This is a genomic window from Planococcus donghaensis (assembly GCF_001687665.2).
Taxonomy (GTDB): domain Bacteria; phylum Bacillota; class Bacilli; order Bacillales_A; family Planococcaceae; genus Planococcus; species Planococcus donghaensis.
In genome coordinates, this window is record NZ_CP016543.2 from 2,841,919 (window position 1) to 2,868,237 (window position 26,319).

A 26,319-nucleotide genomic window follows, 5' to 3' on the forward strand; every position below is an offset into this window, starting at 1 on the left:
TATAGTACAAATCATTTAAATGTAACGCAAATCACTAATAAAAACCGAAGTCTTTCTCATGTAAAGAGCACGATTATCTCTAACTAATAAGGAGAAGGTTGGTGAAAGTAATTCGGTTTGACCAAATTTTTTTTATAAGGCTTGTGGAAAATATGCGTTGTAGCTGGAGACATCGGCGGAATGAGCCATGCCCAGTTTCCAGTAACATCTCGTCCTTCGCTTTCTTCTTTTTTCTCAAAGTTTTTGAATTGCTTTGCGGCCGTATGATGATCAACGATGGTCACACCTGCTTCTTGGTACGACTCTAAAACGGCAATATTCAATTCAACTAATGCTTTGTCTTTCCATAAAGAACGATTGGACTGTGTATTCAACCCCATGAGTTTTGCTACTGCTGGCAAAGCATTGTATCGATCTTCATCTGCGAGATTTCTTGCACCAATTTCAGTGCCCATATACCAGCCGTTAAAAGGAGCCATCTTGTATGCAATGCCTCCAATTTCTAATAACATATCAGAAATTAAAGGAACCCCGTACCACTTCAACCCCAATTGTGAGAATCCTGGTATTTCCGGATGATCTATTTCAACTTCTTTAATTGATGTTCGTGGAATTTCTTTTAAAAATAGTTCCCCATTTGGCATTTCAAAAACTAGTGGCAAAATATCAAAAGCGGTCCCCGTTCCTTGCCAGCCAAGTTTTTGACACTGTATTGTAAATTCAACTGAACTCGAATCGCCAATAATGCCTTCCTGTGTCTCATACCCTGCATAACGAATTAGCTGGTGATTCCATAAGCGCATTGATTTTTCATTTTCCTGCTCTTGACGAAAAACGGTAATTGTAGGGCGAATTTTGCCACCATTTGTAGCAAAATCAATGTGTCGAACCAACGCTTCGAAAATACCTTCTGCAGTCGTTTGATGCCTTTCATCAAAGACCGTTAGTGAGTTCCAAAACAACCGACCGATGCAGCGATTATTATTGCGCCAGGCCATACGTGCGCCATGTTCTACCTCTTCGAAACGATGTGTGTAAGTTCCGGTATTTTTAATTTCGATTTTTATTTCGAGTAATCTATTCGACTTTTCGCACGCACTCTTCCCGAGCTCTTCATAACAAGTTTCAATAAAGTTAGTCGCTTCTTCTAATAAAAGCATCGCTGAATTGCTAATGGTCATTGTTTTCACTCCTTATCCATATCATACACTTGAAGTCCCTTTTTTTCTGTGACAGTTCTCTGAACCCCTATATTTCCATAAGCTTTTCCAGTACACTAAATGAAAAGTAAAGATATTGTCAGGAGGAGCTCAATCGATGGTAAAAGCGATTTTTTTTGATTTGGATGATACTTTGTTATGGGATAAAAAAAGTGTGGAAAAAGCATTTCAGGAAACATGCCGATTAGCCGAAGAATTAACGGGTCAAGATTGTTCAGGGTTAGAAGAAGCCGTGAGAGCTGCCGCAACTGAACTGTATTCAGGGTACGATACATACGACTTTACAAAAATGATAGGCATCAATCCTTTTGAAGGACTGTGGGGAACTTTTGATGATGAAGGAGAAGATTTTCAAAAAATGAAAACCATCGTTCCAACTTATCGTCAAGAAGCTTGGACGCTTGGTTTACAGAAAATCGGAATCGAAGACAGCGCTGAAATCGGCAGCCAGCTTGCTGAATACTTTCCCGAAGCACGTAAAAGAAACCCTGTTCTATATGAAGAAAGTTTAAATGTACTAGCTGAATTAAAAGAACATTACCAACTACTTTTATTAACAAACGGTTCACCTAGCTTGCAACAACTTAAACTTGAAATCACACCTGAAATTGCTCCTTATTTCGATCACATCATCGTTTCTGGTGCATTTGGAAAAGGAAAACCAGACCCTGACATTTTCTATCATGCTTTATCTAAATTCGACTTTACTGCTGACGACGTATTGATGGTCGGAGATAATTTAATGACAGATATTATCGGTGCCGGAAAAGTAGGCATCCGCTCTGTTTGGATCAACCGTGAAGAAAAAGCACCGCATGACACTATCGTCCCGACATATGAAATTCAACATTTAGAAGAATTACTTCAATTGTTAGAACAACTTTAATGAAATAGGAGGTATTGGAATAGACTTGATCCAATACCTCTCTCCTTGTATATTTCTTGATAGACATGTCTATTTATCATAGACGCTAGTGCTGGCGCGTCCACGGGGTAGACGAAGCAAGAAGACAGGTGATTTTCCTGGCTTCTTGCGGGAGTCACCCCCAAAGCGACCAGCGCGGTTTTGTTGTCTCACATTGTGCAAACGGACTTTGCTTAAAACCTCAAAGGAGATCCTCGTAGCGAGGACCTCCTTTTCTTTGATTATATGTTAATAGCTGTAACTCCTTGAATTTCATCTAATTTCGCTAATTGCTCAAGACTACCTGTTTCTGCAGGTTTATCAATTGATAACATCATGATGGCACTTCCTCCAACGATTGAACGTCCAACTTGCATTGTCGCAATATTGACGTTTTCCTGCCCAAGTAGCGTTCCCACTCGTCCAATCACACCTGGACGGTCATTATGACTAACGTACAATAGATGACCTTCTGGTACAACATCTACTAAATAATCATCTACTTTAACAATGCGTGCTCCTTGTCCATTCAACAATGTCCCAGCCACTTTTCGAACACCATTCGCCGTTTTTACTTCTACTGTGATGAGCGTCATAAACCCTTTCGATTCAGTAGTCTTTTGTTCTGTTACGACGATGCCTTTTTGGTTGGCAAGATACAAAGCATTTACATTATTGACTTGTTTGCCAAGATGGCGCTTGAGCATCCCTTTTAGCATGTTGCGTGTTAACGGTCTTACGTCCATATTCGCTAATTCTCCCGCATAACGTACGGTAACTTCCTCTGCCGTTGCACCCGCTAAATCCGTCAAAAAAGCACCTAGACGTTCTGACAAATCAAAATAAGGTTCGATCTTTTTCATAATTTCTTTTGGTACGGATGGCAGATTCACTGAGTTGCGTACAGTTCCTGTCGTGAAATAGCTCACCACGTCCACGCTAACATCTACTGCTACGCTTTCTTGTGCTTCAAAAGTACTTGCGCCTAAGTGAGGCGTCGCGATAATTTCTGGTAAATCCAATAAACGAAAATCGACCATCGGCTCTTGTTCAAAAACATCAAGTGCGGCTCCGGCAACTTTCCCCGATTTCACAGCATTGTACAACGCATTTTCATCAATAATCCCACCGCGGGCACAGTTAACGATTTGAACGCCATCTTTCATGATTTCAAATGCTTCTTTATTGATCAAATGCTTTGTTTCTTTTAATAATGGCGTGTGCACCGTTATAAAATCTGCTGCTCTTAACACATCTTCTACAGAGCCAAAATCGACGCCTAGTTTTTCTGCTTTTTCAGCTGTTAAGAAAGGATCGTAAGCAATAACGTTCATTCGTTGACCTTTCGCCCGAGCCGCTACTTCTTGACCAATTCGTCCAAATCCAACAACACCGAGCGTCTTGTTTTTCAATTCGACACCGACATATGATTTCCGGTCCCATTGCTGATTGCGCAATGCATGGAAAGCTTGAGGGATTTTACGGGCCATTGACATAATCATCGCCATTGTGTGTTCTGCAGCTGAATTGGTGTTACCATCTGGTGCATTTACCACAATAATGCCATGTTCTGTTGCTGCTTCTAAATCAATGTTATCGACGCCCACACCTGCACGACCAATGATTTTCAAGTTCGATGCTTTTTCGATCAACTCACGCGTTACTTGCGTTTGGCTTCGTACCAGTAATGCATCAAAGCCATGAATACGATCTTCTAGTTGCTCGGGAGTTAAATTGGTTTCCATGACGATGTTTACTCCATTTGCCTGGCGTAAAGGATAAATTCCTTCTTCACTTAATGGGTCACTGATTAGTATATGAAATGTCATTTCGCTTTCGCTCCTTCTGTTAAAAAGACTCGCTGTGCAGCGGCAATTCCTTGACCAAGTTCAATTTCTTTCCCGACTTTCATTAACCCAATTTCCATCGCTGCGATAGTTTGTAACATATCTGCCGGAGAGCAGTAACCCATATGACCGATACGGAAAATCTTTTTCGCTAAATGCTGCTGACCGCCTGCTACTTCTAAAGCAAATTCTTTTTTCATGACTTTACGGAATTCTTCAGCATCAAAATCATCTGGTTTTACCGCAGTAACAGTTGGGGATGCATCTTTATCAGAAGTGAGCAATGGGATGCCTAATGCATTAAACGCGGCACGTGTCATGTCTTTCATGAGACGATGTCTCGCATAGACGTTCTCCAATCCTTCTTCTTCAAGCAACTCTAATACTTGCTGCAAACCAAATAAAATTGATAAAGCAGGCGTAAATGGTGTTGTATCTTTTAAAATATTGTCGCGGTGTTTTTTAAGGTCCAAATAAAATCTTGGCTGAGGGTTAGCTTCGATTTTTTTCCATGCACGTTCGCTTGCTGCGATAAACGAAAGTCCTGCTGGCAACATGAAGGCTTTTTGTGAACCTGTTACGACTACATCAATTCCCCATTTATCCATTTCAGTTTCCGTACCCGCTACACACGAGACGCCATCAACAATCACAAGAGCATCTGACACTTCTTTTATAGCAGCAGCCATTTCTTTAATCGGGTTCAAAACACCCGTTGAAGTTTCACAAAATGTAGAAAAGACCACTTTGATTTCAGGATGTTCTGAAAGGAAGTTCTTTACCGCTTCCGGATCCACTGCTTGTCCCCACTCTACTTCGAAAACATGAGTTTGAATATCGTATGCTTTACAAATTTTCGCAAATCGATCACCGAATGCGCCTGTTACAAGAACCAGAACTTCTTCGCCAGGAGCAACCGTATTGACTACCGCTGTTTCTAGCCCCGCAGTTCCACTGCCTGTCAAAATGATGACTTCTTGTTTTGTTCCAAAAACACGTTTTAGTCTTGGTCGGATGTCACTAATCATGTCAGATGTACTTTGGCCACGGTGTCCAATCATCGGTTGTGTCATTGCACGTTGCACACTTGGTGGGATTGGTGTTGGTCCTGGGATTCGTAAAATTTGTTGGTCTGTCAGCATAATAAATTCATTCCCCTCTCGATTTACCCGCTTTCACGGGTCACTACGTTTACGTATTAAAGTGAAAAAAGACCCTTCTCCCCCTACATAAAGATGTAAGGGGCGAAGAGTCTTTAGTTCGCGGTACCACCCTAATTCACTGTCAAAAAACTGACAGTCTCATTGGTTCACATGCGTAACGTGCACGAACCGGATGGACCTACTGGTTTTGTTCAATCCATCTATTCAGGAGTGCTACTAAATGCGGAAACCACTGATTCTCACCAACCATCAGTTCTCTTGAGATTTCCTTGCACAAAGTGTATCTCCATCAACATAGTTAATCGGTATATTTGAATTGACTCCATCATATACAGCGAAAAAACCATTGTCAATATATAAAAAATATTAAGATTATTTTGCAAGCGTTTCCACTTTCCGCAAACCTAACAGCCACAAGACTTCAAGAAAACCAAAAAAAATTTCATAATTCAATCTAGCCCGTCTATTTCTACTTTACTTTTTGTTTCTAAAAAGATCAGCATAGAAAAACCGTCCATCAAACGTGCTTAATGGACGGCAAGGTTTATTAGCTTAAGCCAAAATCATTTACTAATGCTGCAAGGCCGCCTTGGTAGCCACTGCCAATTGCGTTAAATTTCCATTCGTTGCCATGGCGGTATAATTCGCCAACCACTAGTGCTGTTTCGATTGAGAAATCTTCGCCAAGATCATAACGGATAAGTTCTTCGTTTGAGTTTTCGTTTACAATGCGGATAAATGCATTTGAAACTTGACCAAAGTTTTGTCCGCGGCTGTCTGCCTCGTGAATCGTTACAGTAAATACCACTTTATGAATATCGGCAGGAACGTTTGGTAAATCTACGATTACTTGTTCATCGTCGCCTTCTCCTTCACCAGTCAAGTTGTCACCTGTGTGAACAACCGAACCATTTCCGCCTTCAAGGTTGTTATAGAATACAAAGTCTTCTGGTCCGCGTGATTTGCCATTTTCACCCACTAAGAAAATAGATGCGTCTAAATCGAAATCGCCGCCACCGCTATATTTGTTGGTATCCCAACCTAAACCAACGACCACTTTTGTAAGACCTGGATTTGTTTTTGTTAAATCGATTTTCTGTCCTTTTGAAAGGTTAATTGCTGACATCGTAAATTCCTCCTCTAGTTATTTAGCTTTGCGTTGAGCATCTTCATATTTCTTTTGCAATTCTTCGATGCGGAGACGTCCTTCTTCACGCATTTTACGGTTTTCTTGCTCAATTTCGCGTGTGTCGTTCATCCCTTGCATAATAGTTTCCCATGTCTGTTCAATGGTTTCAATCTTGATGCTCGGTTGACCCGACATTCTCGCAATATCAACACTTTGACGTGAAATGTCGTTGGCATTGTTAAGTAGCATTTCGTTCGTGCGGCGATCCAATTCACTCATCGATTCGGCCACTAAGTTTTGACGCTTAGCTGCGATGGCATTGATCAAGCCTGTTTTAAAAATCGGAATGGTCGTCACAAAAGCTGAGTTGATTTTCCCGATTAGTTTTGTGTTCCCGCGCTGTAGCATACGGATTTGAGGCGCCGACTGATAAGAAACTTGTTTGGCCATTTCCAAGTCATACACGCGTTGTTCTAAAAGCTCAATGGCATTTTGCAAAGAGTTTAGTTCCATTAATGCCATTTGATCCCCAGATTCTGCTTTTGCACGAACTGCAGGCTCTTGAGCTTTTAGTTCTTCAACTTTAATGTCACCTGCTGCGATGTATTTTTCTAACTCCATAAAGTAATTGAAGTTCTGGTTGTATAGTTCTTCTAAAGTTGTTGTCGATTTTTTCATTTCGCCTTCATACTTTGTAATTTCAACGTATACTTTGTCGATTTCAGTTCCCATCGTTTGGTACTTATTAAACAATTGTTCGATTACTTTATTGCCTTTGTTAAAGATTTTGTTGAGGAAGCCTTTCTTTTCAACGAAATCTTTCTTATCGAATTTGTCCATGATTTTACCTAATTGTTTTAGTAATTCACTAGACTCTTCCATACTATTTGCTTGAACAGAATTTAATACTTTTCCTGTAAAAGCGGAAATTTCATTGGCTGGCTCACGGCCAAATTCCAATAAAGCAATTTGGTTTTTCGGGTCGATTTTCTCCGCTAATTGAAGAACTTCAGGATCTTTTTTAAGTTGAACTTTTAATTGGTTTTCATCCTTCATCACCAATTCTTGTTGTTCGATTTGATCTGGCATATTGGTCATCGGTTCTCACTCCCTCTTTGGCTATAGCCATTTTTTAAAGATTTTCTTCACTACAGAAGGCTCACGGTATGGCTCGTTAAAGCTCCGCTCATCGAGCCAGTGTGTGTCAAATGACTCCACATCAATCCATCTTTCAATATCTTGATGTCCTTGAGGATTGATAACAATTACATCAAGCCCAAATACATGGATGAGCGCGATAGCATTGGCATCCGCCCGGCTCAATTCACCATCTTTTTCTTCGTTATAAAACAACATTGTTGGCACAAATTGCGGATAATCAAACAATTGAATCAACTGAATGACTGAATCTGGTAACGACATCGATTGCGAAAAAGCATATAGCTGCAGTTCTTCAAACGATTCGCTGCCTTGAGTCTGCAGTATCGGCTTTTCTACATGCCTTGCAATTGCGGCAGCAATCGCCGTCTGCACACCATCCGGCAATTTATTGTATTTCCACCAATGTGCCGTTTTCATCTTCTCCGGATCAAGCTTCCCGTTTTTCCCAAGCGCTGCTCGGTAATGAAATTGCTGGTTGCCTTTTCGTTCTTCGATAAACGGGAAACTTCGAATCAATTTCGTGTCTTCACGTTCGGTCAAGTTATGCACATTGTCCCAAAAGCGTTTACGATCTTTTTCAATGCCCATTACTTTTGAGAAAACAACAGGAATGTTGACTCGCCCACTCCCTACTGAAAAAGATGGTCGAACCATCGCACGTTCTTTAGCAAGCATGAATGCTTCGTCCATTGTGGTCTTCAAGCGAACAGATTGCGTCAAATAAGATTTGAATTGGAATGGTTTATACAGTCCTGAATCATCGTGGTGCAATAACCGATCTACTTCTTGTGTAGCACGATAAGCGACCGTTCCTACACGTTTTGGCTTTTCTTCCGGGAAGGGCAGAAGAGAATCAGCATTTACTTGGAAACTATGGCTATGGAGCCCCTCACTTCCAACAGCCTTTTCAAACCACCGTTCTCCTTTTGGGTCATAAACAATAACATGAAAACCAAAATCGGTTGCTAACTTTAAAAACCAATTCTCACTTTCCGTAACGCTGCCGTACCACAAAAAGCCCGGCAAGCCTTTTTCTAACTCCAATTTTTCAATTTCAGGTTCGATATGATTAAACATCCACTTAACCAAGTCTGTCGTTACGCGACGAAAAGACGAATGCGTCGTATCCCCACCTGATTGCGCTTGAAACGCTTTCAGAATATCAATCAACACAAGCCGCAAACGTCTATTAAGGTCTGCATCTTTTAACTTAGGCAGTAAGCCTTTGCCATCAAGAAAAGCTGTCATGCGATTGGGTGATAAGCCTTTTTCTTTTTTGTTCATTTCAAACAAGTCCTGGAGTGTACGCAAACGATCTTGTTCAATGTGTTTGTTCATCTTGTCAGAAAGTCGAATTAACCGACCTTCCGACGCTTCTATAACGTCGTAAATTGAAGCGAAATATTCATCCGCATCAAGTGTCATACCTGTAATTTGGCCAAGCAATTGAGGATAGGTAATGCTGTTTTCTTCAATTTTCGTTTCACTGTGATCCACAATCGGTTTTTTCAGCCATTCCCCGATTTTCTCCGGATCCCAGGTTTTAGCGGGGATTGGATTCAACTGAACCATCGGAATCTCTCCTTGCTTTGTTGCTTACTGTCGTTGCAATGATAATTCAGCCACACGAGCTAAAATTTCCTCGCCTGCCTTAATGCCATAATTTTTTGTTTTATGAATATGCGCTGAAATTGAAACTGCATTTTTCGCAGCTTCACCGTGAGCTGCAAGCATGCCGTAATTGGCGCTTTCTAACAAATCCAAATCTAATAACGAATCTCCAGCAGCAACAACATAATTTGCCCCTATACGCTTCTTAATATACTCCATTGCCCCTGCTTTCGTAATGCTTTCTGGCATAAAATAAAGCTTTCTGCCTTGAAGCGATAATCCCCAGCCAAGCTTTTTAAAGGTAGTGGTATAAAAATCCAGCTTGTCTTCCGGAAACCGAGCACGATCGATGATTAAATAAACAAACCAATCGTCTGCTTCTCTAACTTTTAGTACCCAATCCTCAGAGAAATGACGTTCAATTTCCGGTAGCAATTCCTCTATAATGGTTTTACGGTTTATGCACGTTTGGCGAATTTGGTCGGACCATTCTTTAATCGGATGACCATTTTCTAAAATAACCGCTCCATTAGAAATAACTGCAAACTGTGGATGTTGCCCTTCAAAAATACCGGTTACTCGCTCGTACTGAGCTTGCGTACGCGTTGTCACCGGCAGAAAAAAAGCAGAATCGCCAATATTCCATAGTGCCGATTGACTCTTTTTTGTCATAAATGACAAAGGCTTGCCCTCATAACGCTCTACTTCTACTAGCTCTTCTTCAGTGACCTCCATCCCCATTGAATTGCGGGAATAGATTAAGGTTTGGTCTAAGTCGCTTGCAAATAATACCGTCATATTTCTTTACCTGATCGGATTAGACCAATTGCACGATAAAACAAGTCAGGAACTACTTCGACCGGCACATCTTTTTCTTTTGCCAGCATTAAAATATGATGGACGTCTGGATTTTCCAAGCTGTTAACCAGTACTTTCCAAGGACTTCTTCGTAGTAAAACACGTGTCGTTTCACCAACACCCGGTTTAATCAAATGATAGTCGGTTTCCTGATACATTTGCTGGCCAATTTCTTCGACTTCTTTCATGCCTTGCCATGTTCTTTCTGCTGTAACAGGAGTTGAAACAGCATCTTTTTCGACTCTCTCGCGCGTATCCTTAAAACAACTAGTAACTTGATCAACAAAGTCATTTGATAAATCTTCTTCTAGCAATTCACCATAAAACTTTGCTCCATGAAAGTCATCTTCACCAATATACAGTTTGTTTAAAATGGTTCGACTGACAAGTCCGGATACCGTAGCATTCAGGCATGCACTTGGAATAAGAAAGTCTTCACGCGTGCCGAATAATACTGCACACGCTCCAGGGTCGGCCAGTACAGCCATATCGTCATGCAAATCCATTTTTTTCGTCTGATTCAAATGATTTACTGCTTTAGTCAATTCTTTTTGAATCGCGCCTTTTCCTGTCCAGCCATCCACAAATTGAATACGGCTTGTCGGATGTGCAGCACGAATTGAATCGATTGCTTTTTCATCGATTCCTTTGTCACGCAAAATCGATACACTATAATGTGGCCAATCCATATTCAGAACTTTTTCAGCATACCGGCGAATTAAAATGCCGATTGGGCTGCCTGCACGCGCTAAAGAAACTAGGACAATATCATCGGTTCCTGCGTTCATAAAAATACGGCGTGTTACAAGCCCCACTAAATAAGCTAATTGCTCTTTTGTTTTTACTACTGTTTCGTGATAAAGCTCTGTGTATTCGTCAGAAGGACGATATTCCATTGGCAGGCGCTCTGCATAATGAGCCCCTGTTTGAACTGCTTTTTCACGCTCTTCTAAAGTACTTTCAGTAAATACTCCGCTTACATCTTTTAATAGGAAAGTGATGTCTTCTTTCGGATAACTCGTTTTCACTAAACCGGTAGCTATCATTCGATTTCTTCACTCCTTTTGGTCGTTGTTAGAGAGATCCATTCTACTGGTGCTTTTTCTTCTAAATATGCTAGTAACGGCTGCCACTCGGAGGTTTTAACAACCGACTCAGCAAGCAAATAAATCCGATCAATATCCAATTCATTTAAATTATAGATGAATTGGTCTATCCCTTCCGCATCTGGCAAGTTAAATTTCGCTTTTTCTTGAATTGGATAACCTGTTGTCTTTGCGGCAAAAATTGGACTGCGCGTCGTTGTCTGTACACGTGAATTGCCCCCTAATGCTAAAGCAAAACGAATGGGCAAATACATATTCTCGCCTACTCCAATGACCAATGCTTTATCGCTTTTTTTTGCCACTTGCGATACTGCAGTTTCTGCCCAACTCGTGATTTCATCGTGTTCTTTACTCGTAAGGCCAAAGCGCCCCGTGTGCGAAATATATTGTTGTTTTGTTTTTGAAGCGGCCGATAATTTGTTTTCGCTTAATTCGATAGACGGAGCTCTTGCTCCTGTCCCATTTAATAGCTTATCTATAGGTTCTTCAGGTGCTCGGCTATAAACTAATTCAAATTCACCAGACATTAACGACAAGATTTTCAAACTAATGCCTCGCTCATTTATAGCTGTCTCTATTTTTTCTCGTTGGCTAGCATTCCGCCAATCGAGAATCGACAGCGACACGTAGTGTTTCCCAGGAAATTGATCATCCAATGCACAAACCAAATTCAACAAAGTATTGCCCGTTGAAATTTCATCGTCAATAAGCACAATGGTTTCAGCTTCTTCAAGCATTCCAGAAGGCGCATATACTTTATGGGAAGTTGCGTGGGAATGTTCTTCTTCAAAGACAAAAGATGGGGTCATGCCAACAATTTCTTCACGGGTTGTATGAAGATAAGCTGCTTTTTCAAAATGCTGAAAAACTGAATGACCAAGACCTGTCGCAGTTTCCGCCATTCCAATAAAAACCGTTTTTTGCGGCATCTCTTTTTTGAATTCGAGTGATTCGATGCTTAGTTCGCGATTTGCTTTGTTGGTTTCAATCATTTCAACAAGCTGTTTTGTATCCGGATACCCGTCGAGACCTGCTTCTTCTATTAACAAAGAAGCTAGTAACGTTCCTGTTCCAAGTGCTAAAGATGGATCTACAGCTAAATGTTTAGCAATCAGCTTGCTAACAAATAAAAACTGACGTTTTTTATTGACACGCAAAGCTACAGAAAAAAGCGATTCCGGAGAAAGTCCAGGATACGTATCTGTAACTGAAATTTCCATCGTTAAGTGATCCCATAATTTAGTATTGATTTGATAATTGGTTCGCCCGGAGATGATTGAGGACGTCGATTGGTTGATAGTTTTCATTCAGCACCCCGTAGACTTCCGCTTGAGCAATTACTTTTTTAGCCCAGCTCAAATGCGGTTTTACTTCGTTCATTTTATTGCGTTTAGGGCTTTGTAAAACACCATTTCTTCCCTGGCTTTCATTAAGGATCAACTTGGCATCTTCATAAGCTTCGAGCGATATGATATGTCCAGCATTAACAATTGATACTTGAGATGGATGAATACAAGTTTTCCCTTTAAAGCCGTTTAAAATATCCAATTGAACTTCTTCCCAAAGAGTTTGTTCTGGTTTTGACGACAGCCATAGTTGTTCTCCGACAGAAAAATATTCATAGACAGGACCCGAAACGGTGAATCCGTCTTCTGAACGGCCAAACTGGTTTAATATGGCGATTAAACAATCACGAATAATATGGACATCATAAACCGTTCGTTCCGCTGGTCGTCGCAAGCCATACAGGCTAGAAAAATCGGTTGCCCCCACGCGCACTGTCAAAATCCGTTCGGCTTCTGACTGAATAATTTTGTATAATTCCGCTAAAGTCTCCTCACGAGACTCACTGTACAACACTTCTTTTGTTTCCAGTAAAGGCAGGGCGTATAGCTTTCTACCCGCTGCTTCGCTAGCACGATCGAGTGCCTCAAAAAACAAGGGCAACGTGTCAGGTAAACATTTCGGAAAAACAATTCCTGTTATAACACTTAATGCGGTTCCGGCATTTTTGATCAATTTATCCAATTGATCCGGTGTACGAATTCGTAAAAACAAAACCGGACCGGCTGCCAATTGTTCAGCACTTGCTTCTTCGAGCTTTTTAAATTCATTTACTGTATTTTTTTCCGCTTGCTCTAGTTCTGTATCAGCTACTGCATCTTCTAGGCAGACAATTAACGTAGTTAAGCCAGTAAATGCACCTTTACTATACTCACCATTTAAAATCTTTTGAGCGAAATCCACTCTAGATCCCGGTGTATAAAGTGCTGCGCCTACTGCTAAACTTAATGTTTCCCGTTTTGTATCACGGTTAAATTCTGCCGGGGAATATTTAAAAAAAGTCTTTAAATCAGAATCGGTTAATCCGTTAAAATGTCTCATATATGATCCCTCCCGGCATGCTGCCGTAACAGCCCGTTCAAATTATCCATTCCTGTATGAATGGAGAAAAAGCAAGGAGACAGTCTCCTTGCTTTTCCATCGTTTCCTCAGCTGTTTAAGCCAAAGTCCTTCACAAGCGACTCTAAGCCACCTTGATAACCGCTGCCAATGGCATTAAATTTCCATTCTCCCCCGTGACGGTAAAGTTCACCAACTACCACTGCGGTTTCAATTGAGAAATCTTCCCCTAGGTCGTAACGGATCAATTCTTCATTTGTATCGCCATTTACAATACGCACATATGAATTGCTTACTTGGCCAAAGTTTTGACCGCGTGCTTCAGCATCATGAATCGTAATTGCAAAAGTGGCTTTTTCAATCGATGCAGGAATGGCTGATAGGTTAACGTTTACTTGTTCGTCATCCCCTTCACCTTCACCTGTTTTGTTATCGCCCGTATGCTCTACAGCACCGCCAGCACCCGTCGTATTGTTGTAGAAGACGAAATCTGCTTCTGAAGCTGTTTTTCCTTCGCCATTTAATAGGAAGACTGAAGAATCTAAATCGAAATCTTGTCCGCCGTCGTATTTATTTGTATCCCAGCCTAATCCCACAACTACTTTAGATAAACCTGGGTTACTTTTTGTTAAATCTACTTTTTGACCTTTTGATAAATTAATTGCCATTACTCCAACACTCCTTAAGAATATTTGTTTGCAATTGATCCGATATCAGGTTCTGATGCGCCTTCACCAATCGCCGAAAACTTCCATTCAGTTCCTTGACGGTAAAGTTCGCCTGTGATTAACGACATTTTGCCCGCATAGTTTTCTGTTAAGTTGTAATGAACCAGTTCCTCTTTCGACTGATTATCAACTAAACGAATAAATGCGTTTTCGATCATACCGAAATCTTGTTTCTTTTTCTGTGCGTTGTAAATGTTTACAACAAAAACTAAACGGTGAATTGACGGTGAAATTCGTTTTAAATCAATATTGATCATTTCATCGTCGCCGTCACCTTCTCCAGTCAAGTTATCCCCTGAATGGACTACGCTGCCGTCTTTGCTTTTTTTGTTACCGAAATAGATCAAGTTTTCTTTTGCAGTCAACTTGCCGTTTTCGTCTAGTAATAGAACAGACGCGTCACAATCAACGTCAGCTCCGCCGCCTCCGCCGCCTAATAAATTACTTAAGAAGCCTCCACTTTTTTTGGTTGCAACTGGATCCCAGCCTAAGCCAACCATAATGCTCGAAAGCGATGAACGTCCTTTTGTTAAATCGATCTTTTGACCTTTTACAAGATTAATCGCCATTCCTAACACTCTCCATTCATCATTATGTATTCTATTTTAATGGTATCGGTCTAACATGTAAAATTCAACGAGTAAAGCTTACCGGAAATTTTTAAATTTCTGACAGCTAAAATCCCTCAAGTTACTATAACACGCCGAATTTTCAGACAAATGTTTTCTTAAAACACCTGACGTATACTAATACGTATATAAAGCTAGGAAGTTTCATTTTCTTATGTATACTTCTTAAATAGCATGGGTAATGTGAGCTATTGAATCATTTCAGTCAAAATTAGAGAGGGGAAATAATAATGAAGCTTATCTCGATCGTGGTTCCGGCTTATAACGAAGAAGCCAATATTGCAGCAATGCACCAAAAATTGATGCAGGAACTAGAGTCGCTTCCATATCGTTATGAAATTATGTTCATTAATGATGGCAGCAGTGATAACACCTTGCGAGAAATTTTGAAATTAGCTGAAGCTCATGAGCATATAAAATACATTTCCTTAACACGAAATTTCGGGAAAGAATCTGCCATGCTCGCCGGCTTAAAACGCATTCAAGGAGATGCTGTTATCGTAATGGACAGCGATTTGCAGCATCCGCCAACGTTAATTGGGGAAATGATTCAAGGGTATGAAGATGGCTTTAACCAAGTGGTCGCTAAACGCTCGCGTACAGGAGATTCTAAAGTTCGGTCGTTATTTTCTTCTCTTTATTACAAAATCATCAATTCAATCACGGATGTAGATTTTCAAGACGGTGAAGGAGACTTCCGTTTACTAAGTCGGAAAGCAATCAATGCTATTTTGGCATTAAGTGAAAGCAATCGTTTTTCTAAAGGGTTGTTCTCATGGATCGGCCTTAGCAAAAAGACCATTAACTATGAAAATGTATTGCGTACGGATGGCGAATCAAAATGGTCGTTTAGCAACCTTGTCAATTATGGAATCGATGGGATAATTTCATTTAATATGAAGCCGTTGCGCATTTGTTTTTACACCGGCTTTTTAGTGTTATTTTTGTCTCTCATTTATATTTTCTTCACACTTTATAATATTATGAGAGAAGGAATTGGAGCTCCGGGTTATTTTACGACAATTACAGCGATTTTGTTACTTGGCGGCATCCAACTGATCAGTCTTGGTGTGATTGGGGAATACATTGGACGGATTTATAACGAAACAAAACAGCGCCCTCACTTTCTTGTAGATATTAGCAATGCGGATGAATATCATGAATCTTAAAGCGCTGAATACTGAATTTACTCGTTTTATCTTTGTCGGTGTCCTTAATACATTGAGTTACTACTCCATTTACTTAGTTCTTCACAACCTGTTCAATTTGCCTTACCTTTTGGCACATATCGTGGGCTTTTTAATCAGTTTAAATATTTCATTTTTCTTAAACTGTTACGTTACGTATCGCATTAAGCCCACTCTAAAAAAATACTTGTATTTCCCATTAACACAAGTTGTGAATATGTCCGTTTCGACTATACTTATTTTTGTTTTCGTTGAATTTCTACACCTTAACAGCAATATTGCACCTTTTGCTGCTGTATTGTTCACAGTTCCCATAACCTTTATCGTATCAAGCAAGATCCTTAAAGATACACCTTCACCAAAATAAGCAAAAAGACGGTGACTCTATGCAAAAGTTTCGACCTATTGTAGTTCTCATGCTCATCAGCCTAATCTTGTCGGCGATCGGACATCTTGTTTTTCTTCGTCAATGGTCTAATGATCATTTTATGGTAGGGATTAATGATGGCCTTTCACAAATGATGCCTTTTAAACACCTTCTCTATCAGCAATATACTCAAGGCGAGTTTTTCTATTCTTTCGATTTTGGTATAGGGGCTGGCACGTTTAGTGAATTGTCTTATTATTTTTCTACTTCCATTGTATTTTTGGTAACAGTAATAATCGTCTCTATGCTCCAAACATTGCACATTATTCAGACTACCGATGTCTTGTTTTGGGCAAATGCTGCTGTTTTTATTAGCATTATTCGGTTAGCTGCTATCCTGTTTATCACCACTCGATTATTTATGTATATGAAAATATCTAAACCCGCAGCACTACTAGGCGCTTCACTTTACGGTATCTCTGGCATGTACTTCCGCCACGTGACGTATTGGGAATTTTTCGCGGATGCTTTTTTATGGCTCCCGATTTTACTGCTGGGGGTTGAAAAGATTTTCCGTGAACAAAAGCCCGGCTGGTTTATAATTGCCGTAGCGATTTCCATGATTGATAACTTTTACTTTGCCTATATTAATCTATTACTGACCGCTATTTATATTTTGTTCCGTTTGTTTATCCCGTTAGCAGTGAATGAACAAAGTAAAATGAAAAATATGATAAGCTTTTTGGTCGCCGGATCTATTGGTGCTGGCATTAGTGCAGTATCGTTTATACCGGCAGTTTATGCCTATTTAAATAACCACCGGCCAGATTTTAAGCAAGAAATTCTTTGGGTGGACGAAGCTATTGATAATATTTTATTTAGTAGCTCTATTATTGTCTTGCCTGCATTTTTTGTTCTTGTATTATTTAGCTGGTTTTTATACCGCAATAAAACATTCCGCTTGTTTGCGCTTCTTGGAATTGTCGCCATTATTATGCACAACAGTCCAATGATCGGCAGTGCTTTTAACGGATTTTCTGCACCGCAATATCGGTGGGAATACTTTTTGTCGTTAGTTATGGGTGGAGCCGTTGCGGTTGCCATTGACCATTTGCATAAATTCACGTGGCGAAGCTTTTTTATACCAGCTTTACTCGCGATTTTCAGCTTTTGGTTTTACACATGGAGAGATAAATATTTCGAAATAGATTCACAGTTTTCAACGCTATCCATTAATGCGCTAGTCATTACGTTTACACTGCTATTTTTGTACACTCTATTTAAGAAAGACTTTATTAAATGGACATTAATGGCATCCATATTGATTTGGACATTGCTTTTTGCCAATTTGTATCAAACTGAAAAAATTCTTGAAGAAGGAGACATTTCACAAGTTGGCAAAAAACTAATGACGGGTGTCGATTACAACGATCCCGAAATCATTGAATTGTTGGACTATATCCATGAACAAGAAAACAATGGACCTTATCGCATCGATTGGATGGAAGGTGTCCGCAACAACACCCCAATTGTTCAAGATTTCCAAGGATTCAGTGCGTATTCGAGTATTTTAAATGAAAATTTATTGTATTTTTATTTATATGACCTGGAAATCGATATGGGACGTGAAAGTGTCAGTCGCTATGCGACACTTGGCAATCGTGCAAACTTGTACAGTATGCTACAAGGAAAATACATTATTCGTTCTCGTGGAGATTCCAATATTCCATATGGTTTCGATGAAATCCATGCGTCACCCAAATACATCATTTATAAAAACAACTATGTCTTACCGTTCGCCCGTTCTACCGCTAACGTATACGAAGAACAGCAATTAGCGGCAGCCTCTCCATTAATGCGCGAACAAGCTATGTTGACCGGAGTCGTACTTGATCGAGGAGAAGTAGCTGATCCTTTACCAGAGCCGGATGAAAACATTCTCAACTTTGCTACCGTCCCAATCGGTGCTACGTTTAACGATGGACTGTTAAAAGTAGTTGAAAGAACAGGTGGCTTAAATTTAAACTTGGACAATCCGCCTAAATCTGGTGGTGATTTATTCGTTTCTTTCCACTTGATAACAAAAGCAGAAGATCAAGGTTTTTTACTCGAAGTAAATGATTACCAAACGACAAGAAAATCCAATCAGTCGATTTACAAGACATTTGTAGATGACTTAACCATTCGTATTCCGGCTGAAGATCTGATTAAAATTCGGTTACCTAAGGGTGAATATGAAATAACAGAAATTCAAGTATATGCAGCTTCTTACCAAGCCCTGCGTAAACAAGCTGATGAGCCAGATTTATCTAGCAATTTATCAATTGATGGTAGCCAAGTCGAGTTGAATTTCGATAATGCAGCGCATGATGAATTTTTAAAATTATCTATTCCTTATGAGCGTGGTTGGCGAGCGACAATTAACGGGGAAAAAGTAGAAGTTTTAAAAGCCGATTTTGCATTTATGGCCCTTCCATTAGAAGCCGGAAACAATAACATTTCTCTTTCTTACCGTCCGCCGTTTTTCAAACCTACGGCTGCAGTAAGTATAGTCTCCCTATTTCTTGGCTTCGTATTTGTTTTTCGTAAAAGAAGAAGGCAAAATGAAAAAATATAACATAAACGGAAACTCCTATCTGTATAAGGAGTTTCCGTTTTCATTTTTCTATGCTCAGTAAGAAGACGGGTTTAAGTGAAGTATGTGCGGGAATATTGACGTTAAATACTACTTAATTTTAAGGAGGAGTTAACATGACAAAAGATAAATTCGAACAAATAGATGAACAAGTTGAGCCACAAGAACAATCGACACAACCTGGTTCAGAAGAACAGATGCAACCAGAACCAATTTATGATGATAAAGATTATGTGGGCTCAGGAAAGCTAAATGGCAAAGTTGCTTTGATCACAGGTGGAGACAGCGGCATTGGCCGTGCAGTGGCAGTAGCATATGCTAAAGAAGGTGCCAATATTGCGATTGCTTATCTTGATGAACATGAAGATGCAGATGAAACACTCAAAGCGATTGAATCCTATGGGGTGAAAGGAGTTAAATTTGCTACCGATATTAGTGATGTAGAAAATTGCAATCAGCTAGTAGTAGATGTCATTTCTGAATTTGGCCAATTAAATATTTTAGTAAATAATGCTGCCAAACAATTCCCACAAGAAGATTTTTTAGCGATTAGCCCTGATCAATTAATGGAGACATTCTCTACCAACATTTTCAGTATGTTCTATTTAACGCAAGCTGCTCTTCCTCATATGCAAAAAGGAGACAGCATCATTAACACGTCTTCCGTAACAGCTTATCAAGGTTCTCCTGGACTAATTGATTATTCATCTACGAAGGGTGCGATCACGAGCTTTACACGTTCTCTGTCAGCCAACCTTGCGCATCAAGGGATTCGCGTGAATTCGGTCGCTCCTGGACCTATTTGGACGCCATTGATTCCTTCAACTTTTGATTCAGAGAAAGTTCAAAAACATGGTCAAAACACCTTATTAGAACGACGCGGGCAGCCTTCTGAATTGGCACCTGCTTATGTATACCTAGCTTCTAAAGATTCTACTTACGTTACCGGTCAAGCCATTCATATTAATGGTGGAGACTTTATCAGTTCTTAACACAAAAACAGACTCGGCAAAATGTCGAGTCTGTTTTTTTATCGCATATTTTGTTTGCTTTTTTCTTCTTGTGCGATGAAATTTAATGCTCTTTCAATTGTCGAGAATGTTACTAAGCGATCATCACGGTCTAAATCATTAGAAAATTGTTGGGCGGCCGATACAGTTATACCCGTTACATAAAGCTTGCTTCCCATTATTCGAAGCGCATCGTAAATCTGCTTAAACCAATAAAGCGGTGAATTTTCATTCCACGATAAGCCGGTAATGTCGATGATGACATATTCAATGCGATGCAATTGAACATATTCACAAATTTTCACTTTCAACGTTTCAAAACGATGATGATACATTGTCCCAACGAGTGCTACCGTTGCCACATTTTCTTGTACCGATAAGATTGGCAACATTAATTTTTCGATTTCATCTTCGTTGGCCATGATTGCTTGTTGCTGAGAACGTTCGAGCGTAATATCGGTTTGCGTACCGATAAAGTACAATTTCCCTTCAATTCGTACCGGATCAATAACTAGTCGATTCCAAAACGGCGAGCCGTCTTTACGATAATTTTGAATCGTTACGATGACTTTTTCTTCAGCAGCAATAGCGGTCCGCATCTTTTCAACATCTTCTTTCGCTGTACCTGCCCCTTGTAAAAATCGGCAATTGCGCCCTATTATTTCTTCTTGAGAGTAACCCGTCATATCAACAAAAGTTTGATTTGTATAAATAATAGGGTTATCCGGTTGCGACGGATCCGTCACGATCGTGCCCACTTTGCTACCATCCAACATTGCTTCAAGCAAAGTAACTTGTACTTCATGGTTTAACTCTTTCAAGCAATCCACCTCGTCTTTCGTTTCATAAAATAATCCTAGCATAACCACGAAGCGAAATCCAAAGACTCCTCTGCTTTCGCGTTTCAGCTTCTCTTCATAGGGTAAATAGAAGAACAAGGAATCTTTCATACAGGAGGAAGATATAATGGCAAAAGTATTAGCAGTGTTATCGAGTGGTTATACAAATGAAGAACATAATTACGTAACCGGTTGGTGGGCAGAAGAACTATTTGCTCCTGCATTAGAACTTGAAAAAGAAGGGCATACAGTTGAACTGGCTTCTGTTGACGGAGGTAAACCTATCGTCGACCCGATAAGCATTAGTGCAGAATATGACCCGAATGGCGTATACAAAAAACAATATGAATCCGGGATTGCGGACAAAACCATGCCAATCGTTAATGTTAAAGCTAGCGATTACGATGCGATTATGATTGTTGGTGGACATGGTGCAATGTTCGATTTAGCGCACAATGAAGATTTGCACGCCGTGATTAATGTAGTTTACGAAACAGGTGGAATTGTATCCGCTGTTTGTCACGGACCCGCACCCTTAATTTATACAAAAACAAAAGAAGGACGCCGTTTGCTTGAAGGTCTAAAAGTAACGGGTTACCCAAATGATAAAGAACCAAAAGAAATTGTCGACTTATTGCCTTTCAGCTTAGAAGACGAATTGAACACCATTGCCAACTATCATGAAGAAAAAGACCATGACGCCTATGTTGTTTGGGGCAGTAAGCAAATTCTTACAGGACGTGACCCCCAATCTTCTGAGCTGTTCGGTAGAGAATTGGCACAAAAATTAACGAAACGAACACTTCAAGCGGAAGAAAAGTTCACAAATTAAGCTACTTTAGCTAGAAGAAATAATAATGATTTTAAGGAGGCATTTATATGAATAAAAATAAAAATGAAGATCATGAAGAAGAATATATGGAGGCGACGGAAGAAGAGGCAAAACACCGTTCCCCAGAAGAAAAACAAGGCATTCAAGAACCACGAGTAACAGGCTATAAACCGTTACAACTCGGCATGATTGTCTTTGTTATTTTAGTTCTTGTTATCGTTGGTTTTGGATTCGGCACTGATTGGTTCGGTATTTTCGACTAATTATCTTATGTGATTTTGTCATAATACAAAAGGCTTTCCGATTGTCGGAAAGCCTTTTGTGATTAGTTATTCTCGGTTAAAGTTAGTTCGAAATTTTGTAACTCACCATTTCTATAAGCTTTCACCTTTAATGCATCGCCTACTTTTGTTTCATTGTACAAATACTGTCGAAGTTCTAACACGGAATTTACAGCCTTCCCGTCTAATTCGACGATGACATCATAAGGTTTCATGCCCGCAGAAGCTGCTCCTGAGTTTTCTACAACTGATTGAACGACAATCCCGCCTTCAATTTCTGAAGGTAAGTCTAACTGGCTCGTGCGGTATTGTGCCGGCACTTCAGCTAAATCCAAAATAGCTACGCCCATAGATGGTCGGTGTACAGCCCCTTCTGTTTCTAAATCCGAAATGACTGGAATCGCTGTATTGATCGGAATCGCTAGCCCAATTCCTTCTACAGCATCTTGCGAGATTTTCATCGAGTTAATGCCGATTAATTGTCCTTTTGCGTTGATTAACGCGCCCCCACTATTTCCGGGGCTAATGGCTGCATCAGTTTGAAGAACTTCTGACTGCCAATCTTCTGTCCCATCCTGGTTAATATCCAGCGGTACTAAGCGTTCGGTTCCTGAAATGACGCCTGTGGTAACAGATCCTGAAAATTGTAGACCCAGTGGATTCCCAATGGCAATTACCGGTTCTCCTGCTTGTAACACAGATGAGTCTCCAAATTCTGCAACAGTTTCGATACTTTCACCTGGCACTTTTAAGACAGCTAAATCGGTCCAAATGTCGGTTCCAAGCACTTCTGCATCAAGTTCTGTGCCATCGGCCAAAGTGACCATCACATCTTGCGCACCTTCTACTACGTGATTATTTGTGACGATATACGCCATATCGCCGTCTTTTTTGTAAATAACCCCAGATCCTGCCCCTGCTTCTTGTGACTCTTTTTGGTCACCTGTTTGCGAAGCGAAAGGATTTTGCTGAGCAATTTGTAAATTAGAAACACCCACAACGGCACTAGAAGTTTCCTCTACAATTTTTGTCACATCTGAAGTCACCACAGTAGATGTTGTTTGCAATCCGCTAACAGCCTGATTTGTTGAGGTTGTTGTCGCATTTCCAACTTCTCCATCCGTCACACTTGGCAAAATCACACCTACTAATAATGCTCCGGCAACCAGTCCTGTAAAACTTGAAGCAAAATAGCCTTTTTTGTTTGTTTTTGTTTCGGTTGAATTATAATACCCCATCTTTGTGTCCTCCTTATTCTGCTAATTCGTTAACAATGTTATAAGACTCTGTTTTTTCCGCTAACCATGCTGCGTATTGTGTATTTAACGCTTCATCAAACAACGTTTCTTTTATTTGTTCTTTGCTATCTTCTAAATCGGCTTCTGTTGCTTCTGTTTTACCAGTAACTTGAATGATATGAAAACCATAATCTGTTTCGACAGGATCACTTATTTCATCTACTTTTAAACTGAACGCGGCTTCTTCAAATTCGGGCGTCATTTCACCTGCACCAAACTCTCCTAACGCTCCACCGTTCTCAGCATTGCTTGTGTCTATTGAATATTCAGCTGCTAGTTCGGCAAAGTCATCACCATCATCTAGTTTTGCTTTTACTTCATCTGCCTCTTCTTGCGTTTCTACCAAGATGTGATTTGCTTCTACTTTTGAAGCTTGTGCAAAAGTTTCTTTGTTTTCTTCGAAATAAGTACTAATTTGCTCATCTGTTATTTCAATATCGGGTCCGATGATTTTTTCAACTTTCAAGTAGATTTTCATTTCTTCTTCTAAATCTGCAATCGACATACCACTTGAAGCAAGTGCTTGTTCAAGTCCTTCTGCACCACCATATTGCTCTTCGTAAACAGCCATTTCTGCATCAATTTCTTCTTGTGTCACTTCAACTTCAGCTTTTTCTGCTTCTTGATTGACCACTTCGTTAGAAATCATTGCATCAAGTGTCGTTGCTCCTGAAGTAGCTACTAATTTTTCATATAACGCTTCTTTTGTTATTTCTTTGTCTCCTACTTTTGCGACCGTTTCATCCCCATTAAAAGCAGCTAATATAAAAATAGCGGTTGCCGCTAACACACCAATCGAAATATAAATCATTTTTTTCATCATTATGTCCCCTTTTCCTATTCGTTATATCTAGCTTAACAAGCAAGTATGAATAAACTATGACCAGAGTTTTAACAAACATATAAAGTTTTCTACACAAAAAAATGAACTAAAGGTTATGACCTTAGCTCATTTTTGTGTGGTAACAGAATTATGAATTTTGTTCCTTGCCCTTTTTCACTTTCCACTTGGATTTCTCCTTCGTGAAGTGACACCAGTTGCTTAACGATTGATAAACCAAGCCCAAATTGACCACTTCCGCGTGATAAGTCCGCTTTGTAAAAACGACGCCACACAAGGTCAATTTCTTCTACATCAATGCCTTCTCCATTATCTTCTACCGTTACCTTCATTTGTTTCGCTTCCCTATGAGTTGAGATCGTAATGACGCCTTTTTCAGTAAATTGAATTGCATTCTTGACAATATTCATTAGGATTTGAATTAATCGATCCATGTCTCCATAAATAACATCTCCAGGATTTGTTTGAATAACAATTTGGTTGCCCTTTTCTTTTGCTTGTAAGTAAAGCTGCTCTTTAATTATTTCCAAAAGTTCGTCTGCTTCAATTTCTTCTTTCGTTAAAGTTACTTGATTAGATCTAATTTTTTCATAATCCAAGTTTTCATTTACTAAACGTATGAGCCGTTTTGTTTCTTCACTTGCTAAACGAATGCCTTTTTCTCGCTGATTTTCTTCAATCATATTGTTACGCAAACCTTCCATAATCCCTGCTATTGTTGTTAAAGGGGTGCGCATTTCATGGGAAACATCTGCCATGAATTGTCGTCTGCGGTTTTCAAGTCGATCGATTTCTTCGTTAGATTGTTGAAGTTTAGCAGCCATTTTATTAAAGTCATGTGCCAAATCACCAAACTCATCGAAATTTGACTCTGGTAAATTCACATCGTAATGTCCTTCACTTATCATAGATGTCGCTTTTCGCATGCGTTTGATTCGGCTAACATGCATTTTAGATAACCCTAAGCTAAGCAACAATGCGATCGCTAGCGCAATTAACACGGCAGTGACTAAAGTTTTATTCAACTCGGCAATCATTTCACTTACACCGCTAACAGGAGCAGCAAGAAGAACCCCTCCAGCTAATTGTTCATTTTCGAAATACGGCATCGCTACAAATGTTACCGACAATTCAAATCGTTCAACATCCCGGTTAACGGTCAATGTTTCCCCTCGTTCAATAACGTTCCATTCTTCTGGCGTCAACTCTACAGGGGGAAAAGAACCTGAGACCGGGTACATAATCCGACTTTGCTGATCAAAAACGATAAAACTAATGTTTTGCGCTTTTAAAATAGAGACATAGGATTGCAGATTTGTTCCTGGACGTGCTCGCTCAAGTTCTTGGATGATTTGTCCACCGTATTTCTCCAGTTCTTCTGCCTTTTCAGCATATGCAAAATCATCTACAAAGCGAACAAATAAGATACTCAAAACCAAAAAAGCAATGAGTAATATACTCATATGGCTAGCGATTAGCTGATAAAAATACTTAATTCGCGTGTTCTTCAAATTTATAGCCAACTCCCCATACTGTATGGAAAAGCTTGTCTCCGCCATCTATCTTTTTGCGGAGACGCTTAATATGAACATCTACTGTTCGTTCATCGCCATAAAACTGATAGCCCCATACTTGTTCCAAAAGTTGTTCCCGACTAAATACTTGTTTTGGATGCTGCAGAAAAAATACCAATAAGTCGAATTCTTTTGGTGTTAAACTATCAACGGCTTGACCATCTTTTAAAATATCGCGTGTTTCTTTATTGACAATAAAATGGATGGTTTGAATTAAATCCGACACAGGTTCTGGCTTTTGAACTCTTCTCGTCACGGCTTTTATACGTGCCATTAATGTTAACGGGCTAAAGGGCTTTGTGACATAGTCATCCGCACCCATTTCAAAGCCAATAACTTGATCAGATTCACTGTCTTTTGCAGTTAACATAATAATAGGAACAGCGCTTCCTTCTTCTCGAATTTTGCGACATAATGCAATCCCATCCATCCCTGGAAGCATCCAGTCCAAAATCAACAAATCATGTTTACCTTCTTTATATTTTTGGTAGCCTTCTAGTCCATCTGCTGCAAACTCCCCGTTAATGCCTTCTTTTGAAAAAAACAACTCCAACATGGAACTGACGCTCGGATTGTCTTCTACGACCAATATTCTCATCCCGCACCTCCGTCTATCTTTCTCTTAAAGTTAAATGACAAATCCAAAAGACGCAAGAAGATTGAAAGCCGCTCTTCTGTAAAAGAAGAACGGCTCAA

At 39.9% G+C, this 26,319-nt stretch carries 24 protein-coding genes and 1 other annotated feature; of the genes, 7 read left to right on the top strand and 17 right to left on the bottom strand.

The genetic code is table 11. From position 1 onward, the window contains the following. Positions 1-83 precede the first annotated feature (83 nt). Entirely contained in the window at positions 84-1,181 is a 1,098-nt protein-coding gene (locus tag BCM40_RS13980; RefSeq protein WP_083394532.1) for a nitric oxide synthase oxygenase, read from the bottom strand. 136 nt (positions 1,182-1,317) lie between these two features. On the opposite strand from BCM40_RS13980, the gene BCM40_RS13985 reads away from it, so the two are divergent. Then, positions 1,318-2,106: an HAD family hydrolase gene (locus BCM40_RS13985; RefSeq protein WP_065525354.1), complete on the top strand. Its 789-nt coding sequence runs from the start codon at positions 1,318-1,320 to the stop codon at positions 2,104-2,106. 260 nt (positions 2,107-2,366) lie between these two features. Here the strand turns inward: BCM40_RS13985 and serA are convergent, their stop codons facing one another. From serA to BCM40_RS14040, 11 genes are all read right to left on the bottom strand, one after another. Next, positions 2,367-3,953, bottom strand: coding sequence for a phosphoglycerate dehydrogenase (serA, locus tag BCM40_RS13990; protein ID WP_065525353.1), 1,587 nt, complete (start codon positions 3,951-3,953; stop codon positions 2,367-2,369). Beyond that, positions 3,950-5,113, bottom strand: coding sequence for a pyridoxal-phosphate-dependent aminotransferase family protein (locus BCM40_RS13995; protein WP_065525352.1), 1,164 nt, complete (start codon positions 5,111-5,113; stop codon positions 3,950-3,952). Before BCM40_RS13995 ends, serA begins: the two co-directional genes overlap by 4 nt. Before the next feature lie 95 nt (positions 5,114-5,208). After that, positions 5,209-5,436: a binding site (T-box leader), on the bottom strand. A gap of 245 nt (positions 5,437-5,681) precedes the next feature. Then, positions 5,682-6,260 carry a TerD family protein gene (locus tag BCM40_RS14000; RefSeq protein WP_008430258.1) on the bottom strand — a complete coding sequence of 193 codons (579 nt, stop codon included), beginning with the start codon at positions 6,258-6,260 and terminating at the stop codon, positions 5,682-5,684. 18 nt (positions 6,261-6,278) lie between these two features. Next, a complete protein-coding gene (locus BCM40_RS14005) occupies positions 6,279-7,361 on the bottom strand; it encodes a toxic anion resistance protein (protein WP_008430257.1) in 1,083 nt (360 codons plus the stop codon). A 21-nt stretch (positions 7,362-7,382) separates the two neighbouring features. Continuing rightward, entirely contained in the window at positions 7,383-8,996 is a 1,614-nt protein-coding gene (locus tag BCM40_RS14010) for a YceG family protein (RefSeq protein ID WP_065525351.1), read from the bottom strand. Positions 8,997-9,020: 24 nt separating this feature from the next. Continuing rightward, positions 9,021-9,833, bottom strand: coding sequence for an HAD hydrolase family protein (locus tag BCM40_RS14015; protein WP_065525350.1), 813 nt, complete (start codon positions 9,831-9,833; stop codon positions 9,021-9,023). After that, on the bottom strand, positions 9,830-10,939 hold the full coding sequence (locus tag BCM40_RS14020) for a cysteine protease StiP family protein (protein WP_065525349.1): 1,110 nt from the start codon (positions 10,937-10,939) through the stop codon (positions 9,830-9,832). The genes BCM40_RS14015 and BCM40_RS14020 overlap by 4 nt, the downstream gene beginning before the upstream one ends. Next, the gene (locus BCM40_RS14025) at positions 10,936-12,306 is read right to left on the bottom strand and encodes a phosphoribosyltransferase family protein (RefSeq protein WP_238323732.1); all 1,371 of its coding nucleotides are present in this window, start codon (positions 12,304-12,306) and stop codon (positions 10,936-10,938) included. The genes BCM40_RS14020 and BCM40_RS14025 overlap by 4 nt, the downstream gene beginning before the upstream one ends. Beyond that, positions 12,239-13,384, bottom strand: a complete 1,146-nt coding sequence (locus BCM40_RS14030) for an HpcH/HpaI aldolase/citrate lyase family protein (RefSeq protein ID WP_065525347.1) — start codon at positions 13,382-13,384, stop codon at positions 12,239-12,241. The genes BCM40_RS14025 and BCM40_RS14030 overlap by 68 nt, the downstream gene beginning before the upstream one ends. A 107-nt stretch (positions 13,385-13,491) precedes the next feature. Beyond that, complete coding sequence (locus tag BCM40_RS14035) at positions 13,492-14,070, bottom strand: TerD family protein (RefSeq protein ID WP_065525346.1); 579 nt, start codon at positions 14,068-14,070, stop codon at positions 13,492-13,494. Between the two features lie 14 nt (positions 14,071-14,084). Beyond that, positions 14,085-14,699 carry a TerD family protein gene (locus BCM40_RS14040; protein WP_065525345.1) on the bottom strand — a complete coding sequence of 205 codons (615 nt, stop codon included), beginning with the start codon at positions 14,697-14,699 and terminating at the stop codon, positions 14,085-14,087. Between the two features lie 290 nt (positions 14,700-14,989). Here BCM40_RS14040 and BCM40_RS14045 point away from each other — a divergent pair, with 290 nt between their 5' ends. The 4 genes from BCM40_RS14045 to BCM40_RS14055 all read left to right on the top strand — a co-directional run bounded on the left by BCM40_RS14045 (position 14,990) and on the right by BCM40_RS14055 (position 19,940). Continuing rightward, entirely contained in the window at positions 14,990-15,928 is a 939-nt protein-coding gene (locus tag BCM40_RS14045; protein ID WP_065525344.1) for a glycosyltransferase family 2 protein, read from the top strand. Then, positions 15,918-16,313, top strand: coding sequence for a GtrA family protein (locus tag BCM40_RS16345; RefSeq protein WP_008430244.1), 396 nt, complete (start codon positions 15,918-15,920; stop codon positions 16,311-16,313). Before BCM40_RS14045 ends, BCM40_RS16345 begins: the two co-directional genes overlap by 11 nt. A gap of 19 nt (positions 16,314-16,332) precedes the next feature. Then, positions 16,333-18,930 carry a YfhO family protein gene (locus BCM40_RS14050; RefSeq protein ID WP_065525343.1) on the top strand — a complete coding sequence of 866 codons (2,598 nt, stop codon included), beginning with the start codon at positions 16,333-16,335 and terminating at the stop codon, positions 18,928-18,930. 134 nt (positions 18,931-19,064) lie between these two features. Then, positions 19,065-19,940, top strand: a complete 876-nt coding sequence (locus BCM40_RS14055) for an SDR family oxidoreductase (RefSeq protein WP_065525342.1) — start codon at positions 19,065-19,067, stop codon at positions 19,938-19,940. Between the two features lie 38 nt (positions 19,941-19,978). Here BCM40_RS14055 and ytvA read toward each other — a convergent pair whose 3' ends face one another. After that, positions 19,979-20,788, bottom strand: coding sequence for a YtvA family blue-light photoreceptor (gene ytvA, locus BCM40_RS14060; RefSeq protein WP_238323787.1), 810 nt, complete (start codon positions 20,786-20,788; stop codon positions 19,979-19,981). Positions 20,789-20,924: 136 nt separating this feature from the next. Between ytvA and BCM40_RS14065 the strand changes: the two genes are divergently transcribed. Beyond that, positions 20,925-21,629, top strand: a complete 705-nt coding sequence (locus tag BCM40_RS14065) for a type 1 glutamine amidotransferase domain-containing protein (protein WP_065525341.1) — start codon at positions 20,925-20,927, stop codon at positions 21,627-21,629. A gap of 47 nt (positions 21,630-21,676) precedes the next feature. Continuing rightward, on the top strand, positions 21,677-21,892 hold the full coding sequence (locus BCM40_RS14070) for a hypothetical protein (RefSeq protein ID WP_065525340.1): 216 nt from the start codon (positions 21,677-21,679) through the stop codon (positions 21,890-21,892). A gap of 62 nt (positions 21,893-21,954) precedes the next feature. Here BCM40_RS14070 and BCM40_RS14075 read toward each other — a convergent pair whose 3' ends face one another. The 4 genes from BCM40_RS14075 to BCM40_RS14090 form a co-directional block, all read right to left on the bottom strand. Continuing rightward, a complete protein-coding gene (locus BCM40_RS14075; protein WP_065525339.1) occupies positions 21,955-23,148 on the bottom strand; it encodes a S1C family serine protease in 1,194 nt (397 codons plus the stop codon). Positions 23,149-23,161: 13 nt separating this feature from the next. Further along, entirely contained in the window at positions 23,162-24,028 is an 867-nt protein-coding gene (locus BCM40_RS14080; protein WP_065525338.1) for a peptidylprolyl isomerase, read from the bottom strand. 116 nt (positions 24,029-24,144) lie between these two features. After that, a complete protein-coding gene (locus tag BCM40_RS14085) occupies positions 24,145-25,560 on the bottom strand; it encodes a sensor histidine kinase (RefSeq protein WP_238323733.1) in 1,416 nt (471 codons plus the stop codon). Further along, complete coding sequence (locus BCM40_RS14090; RefSeq protein WP_065525336.1) at positions 25,541-26,221, bottom strand: response regulator transcription factor; 681 nt, start codon at positions 26,219-26,221, stop codon at positions 25,541-25,543. The genes BCM40_RS14085 and BCM40_RS14090 overlap by 20 nt, the downstream gene beginning before the upstream one ends. Between the last annotated feature and the right edge of the window lie 98 nt (positions 26,222-26,319).

Excerpts from the sequence above, each read along its gene's own strand:
- BCM40_RS13980 (WP_083394532.1), bottom strand. The coding sequence starts at position 1,181 with ATGACCATTAGCAATTCAGCGATGCTTTTATTAGAAGAAGCGACTAAC.
- BCM40_RS13985 (WP_065525354.1), top strand. The coding sequence starts at position 1,318 with ATGGTAAAAGCGATTTTTTTTGATTTGGATGATACTTTGTTATGGGAT.
- serA (WP_065525353.1), bottom strand. The coding sequence starts at position 3,953 with ATGACATTTCATATACTAATCAGTGACCCATTAAGTGAAGAAGGAATT.
- BCM40_RS13995 (WP_065525352.1), bottom strand. The coding sequence starts at position 5,113 with ATGCTGACAGACCAACAAATTTTACGAATCCCAGGACCAACACCAATC.
- BCM40_RS14000 (WP_008430258.1), bottom strand. The coding sequence starts at position 6,260 with ATGTCAGCAATTAACCTTTCAAAAGGACAGAAAATCGATTTAACAAAA.
- BCM40_RS14005 (WP_008430257.1), bottom strand. The coding sequence starts at position 7,361 with ATGACCAATATGCCAGATCAAATCGAACAACAAGAATTGGTGATGAAG.
- BCM40_RS14010 (WP_065525351.1), bottom strand. The coding sequence starts at position 8,996 with ATGGTTCAGTTGAATCCAATCCCCGCTAAAACCTGGGATCCGGAGAAA.
- BCM40_RS14015 (WP_065525350.1), bottom strand. The coding sequence starts at position 9,833 with ATGACGGTATTATTTGCAAGCGACTTAGACCAAACCTTAATCTATTCC.
- BCM40_RS14020 (WP_065525349.1), bottom strand. The coding sequence starts at position 10,939 with ATGATAGCTACCGGTTTAGTGAAAACGAGTTATCCGAAAGAAGACATC.
- BCM40_RS14025 (WP_238323732.1), bottom strand. The coding sequence starts at position 12,306 with ATGAAAACTATCAACCAATCGACGTCCTCAATCATCTCCGGGCGAACC.
- BCM40_RS14030 (WP_065525347.1), bottom strand. The coding sequence starts at position 13,384 with ATGAGACATTTTAACGGATTAACCGATTCTGATTTAAAGACTTTTTTT.
- BCM40_RS14035 (WP_065525346.1), bottom strand. The coding sequence starts at position 14,070 with ATGGCAATTAATTTATCAAAAGGTCAAAAAGTAGATTTAACAAAAAGT.
- BCM40_RS14040 (WP_065525345.1), bottom strand. The coding sequence starts at position 14,699 with ATGGCGATTAATCTTGTAAAAGGTCAAAAGATCGATTTAACAAAAGGA.
- BCM40_RS14045 (WP_065525344.1), top strand. The coding sequence starts at position 14,990 with ATGAAGCTTATCTCGATCGTGGTTCCGGCTTATAACGAAGAAGCCAAT.
- BCM40_RS16345 (WP_008430244.1), top strand. The coding sequence starts at position 15,918 with ATGAATCTTAAAGCGCTGAATACTGAATTTACTCGTTTTATCTTTGTC.
- BCM40_RS14050 (WP_065525343.1), top strand. The coding sequence starts at position 16,333 with ATGCAAAAGTTTCGACCTATTGTAGTTCTCATGCTCATCAGCCTAATC.
- BCM40_RS14055 (WP_065525342.1), top strand. The coding sequence starts at position 19,065 with ATGACAAAAGATAAATTCGAACAAATAGATGAACAAGTTGAGCCACAA.
- BCM40_RS14065 (WP_065525341.1), top strand. The coding sequence starts at position 20,925 with ATGGCAAAAGTATTAGCAGTGTTATCGAGTGGTTATACAAATGAAGAA.
- BCM40_RS14070 (WP_065525340.1), top strand. The coding sequence starts at position 21,677 with ATGAATAAAAATAAAAATGAAGATCATGAAGAAGAATATATGGAGGCG.
- BCM40_RS14075 (WP_065525339.1), bottom strand. The coding sequence starts at position 23,148 with ATGGGGTATTATAATTCAACCGAAACAAAAACAAACAAAAAAGGCTAT.
- BCM40_RS14080 (WP_065525338.1), bottom strand. The coding sequence starts at position 24,028 with ATGAAAAAAATGATTTATATTTCGATTGGTGTGTTAGCGGCAACCGCT.
- BCM40_RS14090 (WP_065525336.1), bottom strand. The coding sequence starts at position 26,221 with ATGAGAATATTGGTCGTAGAAGACAATCCGAGCGTCAGTTCCATGTTG.